The 13,019-nt window shown below is 67.9% G+C and carries 13 protein-coding genes and 1 pseudogene; 7 read left to right on the forward strand and 7 right to left on the reverse strand.

The genetic code is table 11. The annotated features are described in order from the left end of the window. Nucleotides 1-468: 468 nt before the first annotated feature. The 3 genes from AB0F17_RS38670 to AB0F17_RS38680 all read right to left on the reverse strand — a co-directional run bounded on the left by AB0F17_RS38670 (nucleotide 469) and on the right by AB0F17_RS38680 (nucleotide 2,485). Complete coding sequence (locus tag AB0F17_RS38670; protein WP_358033398.1) at nucleotides 469-663, reverse strand: hypothetical protein; 195 nt, start codon at nucleotides 661-663, stop codon at nucleotides 469-471. Continuing rightward, on the reverse strand, nucleotides 660-950 hold the full coding sequence (locus AB0F17_RS38675) for a hypothetical protein (protein WP_358033400.1): 291 nt from the start codon (nucleotides 948-950) through the stop codon (nucleotides 660-662). The genes AB0F17_RS38670 and AB0F17_RS38675 overlap by 4 nt, the downstream gene beginning before the upstream one ends. A 272-nt stretch (nucleotides 951-1,222) precedes the next feature. Then, the gene (locus tag AB0F17_RS38680; RefSeq protein ID WP_358033402.1) at nucleotides 1,223-2,485 is read right to left on the reverse strand and encodes an MFS transporter; all 1,263 of its coding nucleotides are present in this window, start codon (nucleotides 2,483-2,485) and stop codon (nucleotides 1,223-1,225) included. A 608-nt stretch (nucleotides 2,486-3,093) separates the two neighbouring features. Here AB0F17_RS38680 and AB0F17_RS38685 point away from each other — a divergent pair. Continuing rightward, the gene (locus AB0F17_RS38685) at nucleotides 3,094-3,957 is read left to right on the forward strand and encodes an oxidoreductase (protein WP_358033405.1); all 864 of its coding nucleotides are present in this window, start codon (nucleotides 3,094-3,096) and stop codon (nucleotides 3,955-3,957) included. A gap of 108 nt (nucleotides 3,958-4,065) precedes the next feature. Further along, nucleotides 4,066-4,425, forward strand: coding sequence for a VOC family protein (locus AB0F17_RS38690; RefSeq protein WP_358033407.1), 360 nt, complete (start codon nucleotides 4,066-4,068; stop codon nucleotides 4,423-4,425). Here the strand turns inward: AB0F17_RS38690 and AB0F17_RS38695 are convergent. Further along, the gene (locus AB0F17_RS38695) at nucleotides 4,395-4,931 is read right to left on the reverse strand and encodes an ATP-binding protein (protein ID WP_358033410.1); all 537 of its coding nucleotides are present in this window, start codon (nucleotides 4,929-4,931) and stop codon (nucleotides 4,395-4,397) included. The genes AB0F17_RS38690 and AB0F17_RS38695 overlap by 31 nt on opposite strands. Nucleotides 4,932-5,137: 206 nt before the next feature. Here AB0F17_RS38695 and AB0F17_RS38700 point away from each other — a divergent pair, with 206 nt between their 5' ends. After that, on the forward strand, nucleotides 5,138-5,959 hold the full coding sequence (locus tag AB0F17_RS38700; RefSeq protein ID WP_358033414.1) for a helix-turn-helix transcriptional regulator: 822 nt from the start codon (nucleotides 5,138-5,140) through the stop codon (nucleotides 5,957-5,959). After that, the gene (locus AB0F17_RS38705) at nucleotides 5,950-6,162 is read left to right on the forward strand and encodes a DUF397 domain-containing protein (protein WP_358033416.1); all 213 of its coding nucleotides are present in this window, start codon (nucleotides 5,950-5,952) and stop codon (nucleotides 6,160-6,162) included. The genes AB0F17_RS38700 and AB0F17_RS38705 overlap by 10 nt, the downstream gene beginning before the upstream one ends. On the opposite strand, the gene AB0F17_RS38710 is transcribed toward AB0F17_RS38705, so the two are convergent. Then, entirely contained in the window at nucleotides 6,159-7,094 is a 936-nt protein-coding gene (locus AB0F17_RS38710) for a zinc-binding dehydrogenase (protein ID WP_358033418.1), read from the reverse strand. The two genes, AB0F17_RS38705 and AB0F17_RS38710, sit on opposite strands and share 4 nt — an antisense overlap. Before the next feature lie 85 nt (nucleotides 7,095-7,179). On the opposite strand from AB0F17_RS38710, the gene AB0F17_RS38715 reads away from it, so the two are divergent. Further along, nucleotides 7,180-7,833: a TetR family transcriptional regulator gene (locus AB0F17_RS38715; RefSeq protein WP_358033421.1), complete on the forward strand. Its 654-nt coding sequence runs from the start codon at nucleotides 7,180-7,182 to the stop codon at nucleotides 7,831-7,833. Here the strand turns inward: AB0F17_RS38715 and AB0F17_RS38720 are convergent. Further along, nucleotides 7,796-11,158, reverse strand: coding sequence for a WD40 repeat domain-containing serine/threonine-protein kinase (locus AB0F17_RS38720; protein WP_358033424.1), 3,363 nt, complete (start codon nucleotides 11,156-11,158; stop codon nucleotides 7,796-7,798). The two genes, AB0F17_RS38715 and AB0F17_RS38720, sit on opposite strands and share 38 nt — an antisense overlap. A 31-nt stretch (nucleotides 11,159-11,189) precedes the next feature. Beyond that, on the reverse strand, nucleotides 11,190-12,245 hold the full coding sequence (locus tag AB0F17_RS38725) for a hypothetical protein (protein WP_358033427.1): 1,056 nt from the start codon (nucleotides 12,243-12,245) through the stop codon (nucleotides 11,190-11,192). 168 nt (nucleotides 12,246-12,413) lie between these two features. Between AB0F17_RS38725 and AB0F17_RS38730 the strand changes: the two are divergent. Together AB0F17_RS38730 and AB0F17_RS38735 are read left to right on the forward strand one after the other, a co-directional pair. Further along, nucleotides 12,414-12,464: pseudogene (locus tag AB0F17_RS38730) on the forward strand (hypothetical protein); the annotation flags it as partial. Nucleotides 12,465-12,708: 244 nt separating this feature from the next. Beyond that, a complete protein-coding gene (locus AB0F17_RS38735; RefSeq protein WP_358033430.1) occupies nucleotides 12,709-13,002 on the forward strand; it encodes a hypothetical protein in 294 nt (97 codons plus the stop codon). Nucleotides 13,003-13,019 lie beyond the last annotated feature (17 nt).

Consider the following 13,019-nt stretch of genomic DNA (forward strand, 5'->3'; position numbering starts at 1 on the left):
GGGCCGCCGACGAAGCCGAACTCGACCCTGATCGGATCAGCTTCATCCGGGCAGTCCGGGTCGTCCGCCGCCAGATCGACGATCCGGCGGCCTTTTCCCCCTGACCGTCTCTACGTGATCTTTGTGACGGTCTTCGCTGAGATCCTGGACCGACCCAACCCTGAGCGTCGGATGCGGACCTGCCCCCGCGTCGTCAAACGCGCCCGCCACAACTCCTACCGGGTCAAACGTCCCGCTGACGTCAGCATCACCCACGCCAGCCCGCCAACGATCAAACTCGAAGAACTCCCATCAGCGGCTTAACTTAACGGCATTGCCTCTGGAACGAATCGCAGCGGACATGATCGCCATCCCTTCATCGCGGCATCGATGTCAGCCATGGCAGACGCGCTCTCCGTATTCCCGGGCATGTGTAACGCTAGACCCGCGAGATCTTCAGGACCGTGCCGACTGTTCGCCACGACGGCTTTACGGTCGGGTGGACTTAAGGGTGTATCTCATGATCTTGGTCTTTAGTTCTAGCCTGCTGGGAAACCACGTGGCCCCGGCCCCGCCGCCGATGCGGCCCAGACCGTTGTAGCCGATGACCAGGTCCCAGACGGTGTTGTCCTCGCTGCCGCGGTGACCGAAGATCAGGCGGTGAGAGCGTGTTTGGCCGGTCATTTCCGTTGTTGGAGGGTCGCGAGGTAGTGGGCCGTTGAGTTCTCGATGTAGATGATGTCGGCGAGTTCCCAGCCGGTCCCGTGGGCGAGTTCGGCGAGTTCGCGTGGTGCCGGACTGAGGTAGTGGAACCAGGGCGTCGCGACGTCGCGGTAGCGGACCCGCATAGTGCGTTGTCCGGCTATGCGGCCCGCCCGGAGGTTCCGTTCGTTGTAGGGCAGGTGCAGTGGGTCGTCGGAATCGGTCAGGTTCCGGCCTGGGCCGACGATGATGGCGCCGGGCGCGGCCATCGCGGCGAGAGCCCGCAGAAACTCCGGAGCCCGTTCCCGGCTCCGACGGGCACGGGCTTCACCAGCCCGTCGCTGCGTTCGGCGATATGGAAGACCGGGGCGGTGGCCGGCTCCAGCGAGGCCTGGTAGGCATCGCGCAGCATGTCTCCGATCGCATTGCCGATACGGGGACCGAACGGTGCCGTCCATTCTTCCTGGTGACCTTCTTCGGGTCCCTTTCCGCTTACCTCACCTTCTGCGACGTCGCCGAAGGCGCGGTCTGTGGGGGGCGTTCATCGTGTTCCGTCTGTTGGATCGGGTGAAAGAGCCGATGGCTCGGGGTGGGTGAGCGGCCGGAACGTGACGAGGAGCATCAGGAGAACGCCTGCGCCACACCATGCCCCGATGACGGTCGAGGTGGGGAAACGTTCGCTGAGGGCGCCGGTGGCCAGGATCGCAGTGCCCTGGGCGATCTGGATGCCGCTGTTCATGACACCGAACGCCCGGGCCCGGTATTCGGTCGGAAGCACGTCTTTGAACAGTGCTTGGGCGGCGGGCAGCAGCAGTGACATGACCACGCCGGAGGCGGTGACCATGAGCAGCACGCCTGCGAGCGGCTGGTCGAGTAGCGCGGGGACCAGGGTGAGGGGGCCCAGGACCGCCAGCGGGCGGATCAGCCGGGTCCGGGTTCGCGAGCGCAGCAGCCGGGTCAGTATCAGGCCGCCGATGGCGACGCCGAGCGGGTTCGCGGCCATGATGAGCCCCTGGGCCGCGCCGCCGCCGCCGAGCTCGGCCGCCCAGGCCGCCGCCAGACCCTCCGGAACGATCACGAAGGTGACCGTTGCGAAGGCTATGAACGCGATGGCACGCATCACCGGGTCGCCGAAGACGACGGCGTACCCTTGCCGAGTCTCCCGCCACAGGCCGGTGCGGTGGGTGGCCGCGAGCGTCGCAGGCCGGAGTTTGACGTAACGGTGCAGCAGGAACGCCGAGCCGGCGAAGGTAGCGGAGTTCAGGAGCAGCGCGGCATGCGAGCTGTAACCAGCGATCACTCCTCCGGCGGTGTACCCGAAGACCTGGGCCAGGTTGAAGACGGCGTTGTTGAAAGAGACACCGAGCGAATACCGATCGCCGGTCAGGATCTGGGGGAGCTGAGCGGAACGGGCCGCCTCGAACGGCGGGGCAAACAGCCCACTGGCGAACAGCAACGCCAGCAGGACCGCCACCGGCACGCCGGGGATCGCGATCAGCCCGATGAGCGCCGCTCTGACCAGATCACAGGAGATCATCACCGAACGCGAGGGATACCGTTCGGCCACTGCCGCGAGTAACGGCCCAGCGGTGAGCCACGGCAGATACCCCACGGCGAAGGCCGCCGCCGAGGCCAGCACCGAGCCGGTGCGATCGAAGACCAGCAGCGCCACCGCGGCCTTGCACAGATAATCCCCGAACCAGGAGAGCACGCTCGCGGTGAAGATCGCACGATACTCCACCAGGACGAACAGATCCCGATAGCCCGCCGGCCGTTCCTCATACGTCGTCGGACGACTCATCATTCTCGCAATCCGCTCCATGAAGAGGGCCGGCTCCGCCGAAAGCTGCGTGCCGGCCACTGTCAGTTCGTGCGGGATCAGTCCCAGCGGGAGTCCTTGCGGATCCTTCTCGGCTCTACAGCATGCTGATCGCTCAGCATCCTTAGAACTAGATCATCTAGCCACAAACGCCACCTTTTCGGCAACCCCCAATTTTGCTGTCCTCGTGACCCGAAGCCCGTTACCTTGTCAACTCCTCCTGGACTCCCGTAGTCCGGCACCTGGCGGCAGCGCGGCGATCGAGGTCGAACCCGACCGAGTAAAGGGCCTGGCGGCCCGCACCCGCGACGCGGTCGTCAACTCGTCGGTCAGGCCGGACTCGAACGCCGGCATCCGCAGAGCCGCAGTGCCCACATGAGAGACCACACCATGATCGGCGACCGTAACCGCCAATCCCCTCATCCACTTCGGGATGTTCGCAACGCACGCGAAGAGTGCTCCTCACTCTGGAAGCGCGTTGATCTAGGCGATCCACAATCTTCCAGTTCAGGAGCGCTCTTTGCTGTCTGGTCGATCATTTTGCCTACGCCCAGCACAACCGGCGTGAATCGGCGAGGCTAGGGTGAGTGATCGTGACGACCGAACGATGGGCATTGGGTAGCGACCTGAGCGTCGCCAGGGTCGGGTACGGCGCGATGAAGCTGACTGGTTGGCCGAGAGGCGACGACCGGCCCAGCCGGGAGACGGCCCTGGCCATCCTGCGCCGGGCCGTGGAGCTCGGGGTCAACCACATCGACACCTCGCACTACTACTCGCGTGACGGGGTGGCGGCCAACGAGCTGATCCGGGAGGCGCTGCATCCCTACCCGGACGACCTGGTGATCGTGACCAAGGTGGGGGCGCTGGTCGAGGGCTCCGACATCGCCCTGCCCGCGGCGGAGATGACCGGCCTCACGCCCGACGGCCTGCGCCGTGGTGTCGAGGCGAACCTGCGTTCCCTCGGCGTGGACCGCCTGGACGTGGTGAACCTGCGGATGGGCGACCGCGACCGCAGCCAGACACCCCTGGCCGCGCCCTTGGAGACCTTGCTCGCGCTGCGCGAGGAGGGCCTGATCCGCCAGTTGGGCATCTCCAATGTCACTGCCGAGGAGTTCGCCGAAGCCCGCAAGGTCGCGCCGATCGCCTGCGTCCAGAACCTCTACAACCTGTCCCGGCGCGATGACGACTCACTCGTCGACACCTGCGCGGAGGCCGGCATCGCCTACGTCCCCTTCTTCCCGGTCGGTGGTTTCCAGCCGCTCACGGCCGAGCGCCTGGACGCCGTCGCCGCTCGCCACGGCGCGACCGTGCCGCAGGTGGCCCTGGCCTGGCTGCTGGCCCGATCGCCGAACCTCCTGCTCATCCCCGGCACCGGGTCACTGGCCCACCTGGAAGAGAACATCGCCGCCGGCGCGCTGAGGTTGAGCACGGAAGACGTCGCCGAGCTCGTCGAGTAACGGGTTCCCCCACGATTGAGACGGGGGTGCAGCCCAGCCCAGCCCATCCGATCGCCCTCCTGGCAAGATAGCGGCATGGAACGTGTGCTTGGAATCGGTGGATACTTCATGCGCGCCGCCGACCCGGCGGCCCTGAGCGCGTGGTATCGCGATTGCCTGGGCCTGGACACCGATGAGAGCGGCCTGTGGCGTCAGGAAGCCGGGCCGACGGTGTTCGCGGCGTTCGAGTCCGAGGCCGACTACTTCGGGTCCCGCGCCCAGCAGACCATGCTCAACTTCCGGGTCCGCGACCTGGATGCGATGATCGCGCAACTGCGCGACAAGGGAGCGGACGTGGCCGAAGAAACGCACGACATGGAGGGTGTCGGTCGGTTCGGCTGGGTCACCGATCCTGAGGGCAATCGGATCGAGCTGTGGCAGCCCGCCCGACCGCGTATTCACGCAGGCGCCTTGCCCGCAGACCGCTGAACCGTCCGACCCTCGCCTCCATCGGTTGAGTTCGGTTTTATCGTGCGTCCCTGTTCGGCGAATGGCGATATGGGGTTGGAACAGGGGCTCGGAATTTTCAGGTCGGCCCATACGACGCGATGGCTCGATGATTTGACGAACGTTCCCCAGCTGTTCTCGGACAGCCCCATGACGATGCGAATGCCTCGCCCCGATTCAACCTCCGGTGGCGGAGGATCGGGAACGTGCGGTTCGGACGCGAACGCGCCGGGGTCGGTGACTTCGATGCGAATGAAGTCGGGGCCGAGGCTGATGCCTACCTCGACCCACTCGCGATCCGCGCCGCCCTCCACGTGTGTGCAGGCGTTCGTGACCAGCTCGCTGACGACCTGTTGCGCGTCCGGCACAACGGGAGGACCGGTCGCGAGCCACCAGGCGACGGCTGCTCGTGCCTGCTTCGGTGCTTTGTCGCTGCGGCGCAGTCTGGTCGCTCCAATGAGCGTTACGGCCTCTGTTCGCATGAGCATGGGGAATCACCGACTTTGTCCTGTCGCTTTGTTTGTCGCCTGCACAAAAGATTGCACGCAGATGTCTCTCGGAAGTCACCTCTCACAGTGCCAGCGAACGGCTACGTTAAGTGAGAGGTCAGCAGGACAATCGCCGCACAGATTGGGCATGTGTTGTGTGTGCCGACGTGTGCGGTTCCGTGGCGACAGAACGGCGGAGCGGCTGAATGAGCGCTAATGAGTTGGACCCGGACGCTGGACCATTGGCTCGGTTCGGATACGAGTTGCGGAAATTCCGCATCGACAAGGGACTTACTCTCGATCAACTCGCAGACAAGATCGGTTTCAGTCCGAGCCTCGTCGGGAGCGTCGAGCGGGCCGCCAGAAATCCGAGCAAAGACTTCGCCGAACGTTGCGAAGAGGCCCTGGGCCTCTCCGGTGAACTTCTCGCCCGCTGGCCGAGCATCAGCCGGGAGCGCAGCCCGAAGTGGTTCCGGCCGTGGCTGGAGATCGAGCAGGACGCCACGGTCTTGCGGACGTGGCAACCACTCATCGTCCCGGGATTGCTGCAAACCGCCGACTACGCTCGCGCGATTTTCAATGGCAAGCCAGGTACAACAAAGGAGCAGGTGGAGGAGGCGCTAACGGCTCGAATGGAGAGGCAAGTCATTCTTTCCCGCTCGAACCCGCCGATGTTTTGGGCTGTTTTGGATGAAGGAATCCTGTATCGTCCGATTGGAGGCGAGGCCGTGACTCGTCATCAATTCGAACACCTTATCGTGTTGGCTGAAAGCACTCGAATCACCATCCAGGTGCTGCCCTACTCAGCCCTTTCCACTACCGGCCTCCTCGGCGGGTTCGTGCTGGCACAAGCCAACGGAATGCCGGACGCTGCCTATCTCGAGTCGGCGGGCCAGGGCCAGGTGCGCGATGCGCCAGATGAGGTTGCCGCGCTGAGTGTTAGATACGAGGCGATACGTGCCGAGGCCCTTCCCCAGCACGCGTCGCTGAAGCTGATCAAAGAGAGGTTGGTGGCAGCATGGAACTGAGTGAGGAACTGAGGTCTGCGGCCTGGCGTAAGTCCTCGTTCTCGGGTGACAACGGTGGAGACTGCATCGAGGTCGCCCCGCTGAGTGGTGGGCGGGTCGCGATGCGGGACACCGAGCGTCCCGAGATGGAGCCGTGGGTGGTCAGTGGTTCGGTCTGGGCCGCGTTCGGCAAGGGCTGGCGAAACGGCGAATTCGACTTCTAGCGGGCTTCGATCTCGAGGACCGCCTTGCCGTGCAGGCGGCGGCCAAGGAGGGCCTCGGTCGCCTGGGCGGCCTCCTGCCAGGAGCCCCGCCACGAGATCTGCGGGTCCAATCGACCGGCGGCGAGGCGGCCGGCCAGCCAGGTCAGGTCAGGCGCCAAGCCTTGGCAGGCGAGCAGGAAGAACGTGACGATCGAGCGATCGTGCCGTCCCTGGTCGCCGAAGAAGGTGCCGAAGGGGAAGTTCTCGCCGTTGTTCGCCGAGTGACCGACGGCGACCAGGGTGCCGCCCTCGGCCAGCCGGTCGTATGCGGACACCAGTTGGTCACCGCCCACCAGCTCCACCACACCGTCCACGGGCTCGGCGATCTCGTGCGCCCCGGACACCACCTCGTCCGCGCCGAGCGCTCGCAGGCTTTTGCCGTGCGCGGCCGGGTCGCCGGTGGAGGCCACCACCTGGGCCCCGCCGAGGTGGGCGAGCTGTACGGCGTACCGCCCGACCCCGCCGGTGGCGCCCGTGACCAGCACGCGCCTGCCGAGGATCGGGCCGAGCCGGTGGAGTGCGCGGAGCGCGCTGGCGCCCGCGACCGGGACGGTACTGATCGCGCCGAGGTCGGCATCCTGCGGCACGGTGCCGATGAGGTCCGTGTCGACGGCGCGGAGTTCGGCCCAGGCGCCGTCGCCGGCGAGTGTGACCACCCGCGTGCCGGCGGCCGGGCCGGATCCGTCGGCGGCGGCGCGTTCCACGATCCCCGCCGCGTCCCAGCCGAGGACGGTCCCCTCCGGGGCGTTCTGGATGCCGAACGCGACCTCGCCGTAGTTGAGGGAGGTCGCCGTCACTCGTACCAGCGCCTGGTTCGGGGTGGGTACGGGATCGGGCGCCTCACCGAGCCGCAGGCCGCCGGGCACGGAACGGTCGACGAGCAGAGCGCGCATGGGTTCTCACCTTCACTAGGAGGCTTATGCCACTGAGTGGCATAAGACTATAGGAGGCGTTCGCGCACGAGATACACTCGCGGTGATGAGCACCGAGATTCTCAGTGGACTGCCGCTACGCGAGCGTAAGAAGCTCCGCACCCGCCAGGCGCTGATCGACACCGCGCTGGAGCAGTTCACCGAGCGGGGTTTCGACGGCACGACGCTCGATGAGCTCTGCACCGCCGTCGAGGTGTCCAAGCGCACCTTCTTCCGCTACTTCGACAGCAAAGAAGACGTCGCGATGGCGCCCACCCAGGATCTGTGGGCCGCCTTTCTGGACGATCTCCAGACCTGGCAGCCGACCGGCGGCACGCTCCTGGAACTGCTCCGGGACACACTGCTCACGGCGCTTGACCAGATGCCCACCGAGGGCTGGGCGGACCGCGTCCTGCTCAGCCGTCGGCTGGCCGCCGTGACGCCGTCGATGAACGCGCACGGGCTGCAGTTCTGCGACCGCACCACCCGTACCGCGATCACGCTCCTGCGGGGGTGCTTCGGTCTGGCCGAACCGTACGACCTGCGGCTCCGGCTGGCCCTCGACATGATGATCTCGGCTTTTCACTGTGCGCTGGAGGAGTGGACGTTTCAGCCCGGACCCGCGAGCCGTGACGACCTCTCCGCTCGCCTTCGCGATGCGTTCGCCGCGATCCCGGGCAGTGTCACGATGACGCTCTCCCGAACAAGCAGACTTTCCTGAACGGCTGGTCGGGTATGTACCGGGTCCATTCGGTCTCGGTCAGTGCCCGGCCGGCCCGCGCGCACGCCGCCTTCACCAGCGGTTCGATCGCCAGGGGAACTCTGGTCAGCCGCCCCGTCCTCCCCATGGCCAGCAGCTCGGCGGAGTCGGCGGAGAAGGCGATCGACCGCGCGCTGTCCCAGAGCCGGATCGGGGGCCCGGCCTGCCGGCCTTGGCGCACGTCCCAGACGGTCAGCGACTTCTCCTGGGACGCGAACGCGAACAGCCGGTCGTCGGCCGAGAAGGCGGCGGTCCACGACACCCCGCCCACCCGCAGCCAGTCGCCGACCTGCGCGCCCGTGCTCGTGTCCCAGATGCCCACCTTGCCGGCGAAGTTCGCCGCGACCAGCTTCAGGTCGGCGCTGAACCAGACCTCCTCCGCGTTGCCGGAGAACGGCAGTCGCGGTCCGAACGGGCGCCCGGTCTCGAGGTCCACCAGCCGCAGCAGGCTCGCGTCCAGGCCGATGAGGCGCCCGTCCGCGGCGACCGTCCAGCCGAGCAGGCGTGGCCTGGTCACCTGCTTGAGCCGCTTGCCGCCAGGGACCTGCCAGAGCGTGAAGGTCTTCTCGTCGGTCGTCCAGAGTCCGGCCGGGGCCGGAAACGCGCCGTCCGAGTCGGGAGTGGTCGGGACCTTGGCCAGGTCGTGCCAGGTGGCGGTGTCCCGGACGGTGACATCGTCGCCGCGTCTGATCGCCAGCCGCCTGCCGTCCCGGCTGAAAGAGAGCTCGCTGTCGTAGTCCTGGAGCGCCCCCGCCTCGAATGCTTTGCCGTTCAGCGTGATCTTGGTGGAGCCCAGGGTGTGCGTGGCGAGCAGTTGGCCGTCGGCGCTGAACTCCATCTCGTCCATGGTGTCGTCCGCGGCGACGTACGGCTGGAGCGTGACGACCGTGTCCTCGCTCAGGTAGCGCAGCCCGGTCGGGCCGAAGGCGACCGCGGACACCGGGTCCGCTATGGCGCGTTCGAGCATCAGTGGTTCGTCGGCGTTCAGCCGGTAGAGCCTGATCGTCGAACCGATCCCCGCGAGGACCTTGCCGTCCGGACTGAACACCGGCACCGCCATGGGCTCCCAGTCCGCGATCGTGGTGATCTCCTTGCGGGTACGGGCGTCGAAGACGACGAGGCCGCCGTCGTCGGCGATGGCGAGGAGCCGCCCGTCGCGGCTGAACGCCGAGACAGGTGTGCAGTCGGCGCAGATGCCGGGAAAACCGCGTTGTGCCTTGCCCGATGGCAGCGCCCAGCGCTCGCGTCCGGCCACGGCATAGTCGCCGCCCGGGTGGATCGCGGCCTTGACGAGCGTGGGCAGCCCGGTCGTCTTTCCGGTACGCGGGTAGTAGACGCTTTTGCCCTGTCCGACGTCGACGACGAGCAGGCCGCCGCTGAAGCCGATGTTCAGGTCGAGCATCTCGCTGGCGGGCAGGCGCCGGCCCGTCGGCTTGCCGGTGGCCAGCTCCCAGAGGCCGACGCCCTCGCTGTCGGCGACGGCCAGCAGCCGCCCGTCCTCGCTGACCGCGGCCTGGCGCAGGCGCCTGCCGGTCAGGCCGAGCCCGGTGAAGCCGCCCGTCCGCCTGCCGGTCGCCAGGTCCCACACCCTGACCTCGCCGGGACTGACGCTGATCAGCGAGCGGCCGTCGGCGCTGAGCGCACGCACCACGTCGGGCCCGGTGCCGGGGTCGCGGAAGGCCGCGGCGCCCTGATCGACGACCGAGGCGAACAGACTCGACCTGGCCTCCGCCGTGGGGGACAGCCGCGCGGCCGCGGTGCTGAGCAGCATGCCCAGCACGGGGTCCTTGCCTCTCACCGTGTCGGCCACCCCGGCCAGCCGGGCGGACTCGGCCACGTCGCGTTGGTCGGCGAGCATGATGCTCTGCCGTACGGCCAGACCTCCCGCGACCAGGGCCAGCACCAGGAGTACGGCCAGCCCGATGGACAGGAGCCTGGTCCTGCGGGATCGGCGCCTGTTGAGCGCGGCGGCCGCGGACAGGAAGTCCCGCTCGCCGGGGGTGAGCGTGATGTTCCTGCGGTCGGCCGCGGCCCAGCGCAGCGCGTCGTCCAGCGAACTGCCGTGGAACAGGTCGGCGTCCTTGCGCCCGTGCTCCTCCCAGCGCTCCGCGGCGGTCCAGATCTGCCGGTGCACGACCAGTCCGTCCCGGTTCGTGACTATCCAGGCGCGCAGCCGGGGCCAGGCCAGCGGTAGGGCGGGGCGCAGCAGCCGTACCGGATCTCCTTTGGACACCAGGTAGGTGAACGCGTCCAGCACCCGCTCGATGCCGTCGGGCAGCTCGGACCTGCGGAGTTCGCGCAGCGCCAGCTCGTCCTCGGCGGTCACCGTGACCAGCCGCAGGAACAGCTCGGGGACCAGCTCCTTCTCGGCGGGGCTGAGAGCGGCGTAGGCGTCCTCGGCGATGACGCCGAGCGAGGGGTCCTCGGCGGTGGTCCCGATCCGTTCGCCGTCGCCGGCGCCCTGCTCGAGCAGCCGCGCGGTGTCGAGCCTTCCGTCGCTGTTGACCAGCCCGAGCAGCAGTTCGCGCGCGGTCGGGCGGCGGCCCGGTTCCTTGGCCAGCGCCGCGCGCACCAGGCGGCGCAGCGGGTCGGGCAGCGTGGCCAGGTCGGGTTCGTGGGAGAGGACGCGGTGCATGACCGCGCCCAGCGCCTCCGCGGTGAACGGATCCTCGCCGGTGGCGGCGTACAGGATGATCGCGCCCCAGGCGAACACGTCCGCGGGCGGCCCCGCCCGCTCGCCCGAGAACACCTCCGGCGCCATGTAACTGGGCGTTCCGGCCACCTCTCCCGTGGCGGTGAGCGACATCTCCAGCGTGCGGGCCACGCCGAAGTCGATCACGCGGGGCCCGTCGGGGCCGAGCAGCACGTTGTCGGGCTTGAGGTCACGGTGCACGACGCCCGCGTCATGGATGGCGGTCAGCGCCGTGGCGATCGCCGTGGCCAGCCTGTGCAGGTCGTCGTCGCGGAACACCCGCCCGGCCGCGCGCAGGCTCGGGCCTTCGACGTACTCGCTGACGATGTACGGCCTGGGCCCCTCGAGATGGACGCCGAGCACCCTGGCCGTACAGAACGAGGCCACCCGCTGCGCCGCGACCGCCTCCTTGGCCAGGCGGCCGCGCAGCTCGGGCCGGCTGACCGGGTCGCCGCGCAGCACCTTGACCGCGACCCGGGTGCCCGCCGGATCGTAGGCCTCGTACACGACGCCTTGCCCACCCGCCCCGATCCGGCTGGCCAGCCAGTATTCCCCGAGCCGCTGCGGGTCGCCGTCGATGAGTGTGCTGCGCATGACCGGATTCCTTTGGCGATCCTGGAGCGTGTCACCCCTGGGCGGGCACGAAGTTGACCCGCTCCAGGTGCGGCTTGTATTCAGCGGGACCGGCGATGAGCTTCTCCTTGATCAGGTCGAGGTCGGCGATGCCGGCGAAGTCGACGCGCTGGAAAGTCTGCGTCTTGCCGCGCACCTGCTTCAAGATGACGTGCTCGTCGTCGTACCAGCCGGCGAAGGCCTGGATGCCCCGGCCGCCGATCCGGTAGAGGATCTTACCGGTCGACGCCTCGACGATGCCGATGTCACGCCCCTTGTCGTCCTTACGCACCACAGTGGCGAAGAAGCGTCCCGAAGGTGAGGAGACCGTCACGGCGCTCCCTTCATCGAAAACGCCGACGCCCGTGTAGAACCCGCGCCGTTTGCCGTCCAGCCCGTAGACGGCGATGCGGCTCTTGGCCGATGGGGGCTCGGCCGCTTCGTGCATGGCCAGCACCCCGCCGGCCTGGCCGGCGAAGTAGAAGCGGAAGGCCCGCCCGATGGCCCAGTCGGTGACGCGATGACGGGGTCCCGTTCTGACCAGGTGGGGAACGCGGTCGGTCACGTTCAGGGTGATGAAGCCGATGATGGTCAGGCTGCCCTCACGGTGTTCCTGGTACGCGGTGAGCAGGAGCGTGCGGCCGTCCGGCGACCATTCCGGGGAGGTCACGGGCGCAGGGAGGGCGATCGTGTACGTGCGCCGGCTCGTACGGTCGATCAGGTCGATCTTGCTCATGGCCTTCCAGAGCCGGTAGTCCGGAATCCCGGCCACCCACCTCTGCCCCGGCGCGACCAGCGCCTCGCGGTAGGTCGTCTTGCCGAACTTGTCGCCCTTGCGCAGGTAGCCGTAGGAGCCCTGGCCGGCGTCGAAGATCAGGGAGTACGAGGCCAGGCGGACCGCTCCCCGCTCGTCGTTGAGTTGGCCCGACGTGCCGGCAAGCTTGATCCACTGTCGTGATTCGGTGCCCGCTGCGGGCGTGGTTCCAGGCTCCTGTGCGCTTGCTGACGGCACGCCGGCCAGGGCGATCACCACGGCTGCGAACGTGGCGGCAATGGACTTGAAGTACATGCGACCCCTCCTCTTTTACCTGATCAGACAAGCGATCGCGGAGTTTGGTTCGGCACTGCGGGGGTGGTTTCGGCTTGTCGGTTTATGTGACAAATGCCCTGAGATCATGGAGTTGTGGATGACATTGCGCTGAATGCGCTGGGGCAGCGGCTGGCGGAGATCCCCGGGGTGGTCGCGGTAGTCCTCGGCGGTAGCCGGGCCCGGGGGACGCACCGCCCGGATTCGGACATCGACCTCGGGCTGTACTACCGAGGCGACCTGGACGTGGCGGCGTTGCGGGCGCTGGCCGTACAGGAGGCCGGTGAGCGGGCCGAAGTGACCGAGCCAGGTGGCTGGGGGCCGTGGGTCGACGGCGATGGGTGGCTGACCATCGACGGATGGCGGGTGGATTGGATCTACCGCGATCTGGATCGGGTCCACCGGGTCTGGGGTGATTGCCAGGAAGGCCGGTACCAACTTCTCCGTGGGGTTGGCGCGATATGGGGCGGCCGGCGTCGATCCGGTTTATGCGGCGGGGTGCCTGTTCCACGCTGTCGGTGTGGCCTGCCAGGCATTACACGGTCACGCGCGTCAGTGGCTGATCAACGAGAAGGGCATGGTCGCCTCGGCGGGTCGGCTGCCCCTGGCCCCGCCGGACTTCGCCGGGCGGGCGCAGCGGCTGCTCGGCCGCGTCGGCGTGTCAACGCACGAGATCGAGCAGGTCGTCGCCGATGCGGCCGAGCTGGTGGGGGAGGTGCGGACAGCGGTCGGCCGCTGACCTCAAAGCCGACCGCC

Origin of the sequence: Nonomuraea sp. NPDC026600, from assembly GCF_040638335.1 — a bacterium.
GTDB lineage: Bacteria > Actinomycetota > Actinomycetes > Streptosporangiales > Streptosporangiaceae > Nonomuraea.

Coding starts and splice junctions, on each gene's coding strand:
- AB0F17_RS38710 (WP_358033418.1), bottom strand. CDS start 7,094: ATGCGCGCTCTGCTCGTCGACCGTTCCGTGCCCGGCGGCCTGCGGCTC.
- AB0F17_RS38690 (WP_358033407.1), top strand. CDS start 4,066: ATGCGCGCCGCCGACCCGGCGGCCCTGAGCGCGTGGTATCGCGATTGC.
- AB0F17_RS38720 (WP_358033424.1), bottom strand. CDS start 11,158: ATGCGCAGCACACTCATCGACGGCGACCCGCAGCGGCTCGGGGAATAC.
- AB0F17_RS38680 (WP_358033402.1), bottom strand. CDS start 2,485: ATGATGAGTCGTCCGACGACGTATGAGGAACGGCCGGCGGGCTATCGG.
- AB0F17_RS38725 (WP_358033427.1), bottom strand. CDS start 12,245: ATGTACTTCAAGTCCATTGCCGCCACGTTCGCAGCCGTGGTGATCGCC.
- AB0F17_RS38715 (WP_358033421.1), top strand. CDS start 7,180: ATGAGCACCGAGATTCTCAGTGGACTGCCGCTACGCGAGCGTAAGAAG.
- AB0F17_RS38675 (WP_358033400.1), bottom strand. CDS start 950: ATGGCCGCGCCCGGCGCCATCATCGTCGGCCCAGGCCGGAACCTGACC.
- AB0F17_RS38705 (WP_358033416.1), top strand. CDS start 5,950: ATGGAACTGAGTGAGGAACTGAGGTCTGCGGCCTGGCGTAAGTCCTCG.
- AB0F17_RS38695 (WP_358033410.1), bottom strand. CDS start 4,931: ATGCTCATGCGAACAGAGGCCGTAACGCTCATTGGAGCGACCAGACTG.
- AB0F17_RS38670 (WP_358033398.1), bottom strand. CDS start 663: ATGACCGGCCAAACACGCTCTCACCGCCTGATCTTCGGTCACCGCGGC.
- AB0F17_RS38700 (WP_358033414.1), top strand. CDS start 5,138: ATGAGCGCTAATGAGTTGGACCCGGACGCTGGACCATTGGCTCGGTTC.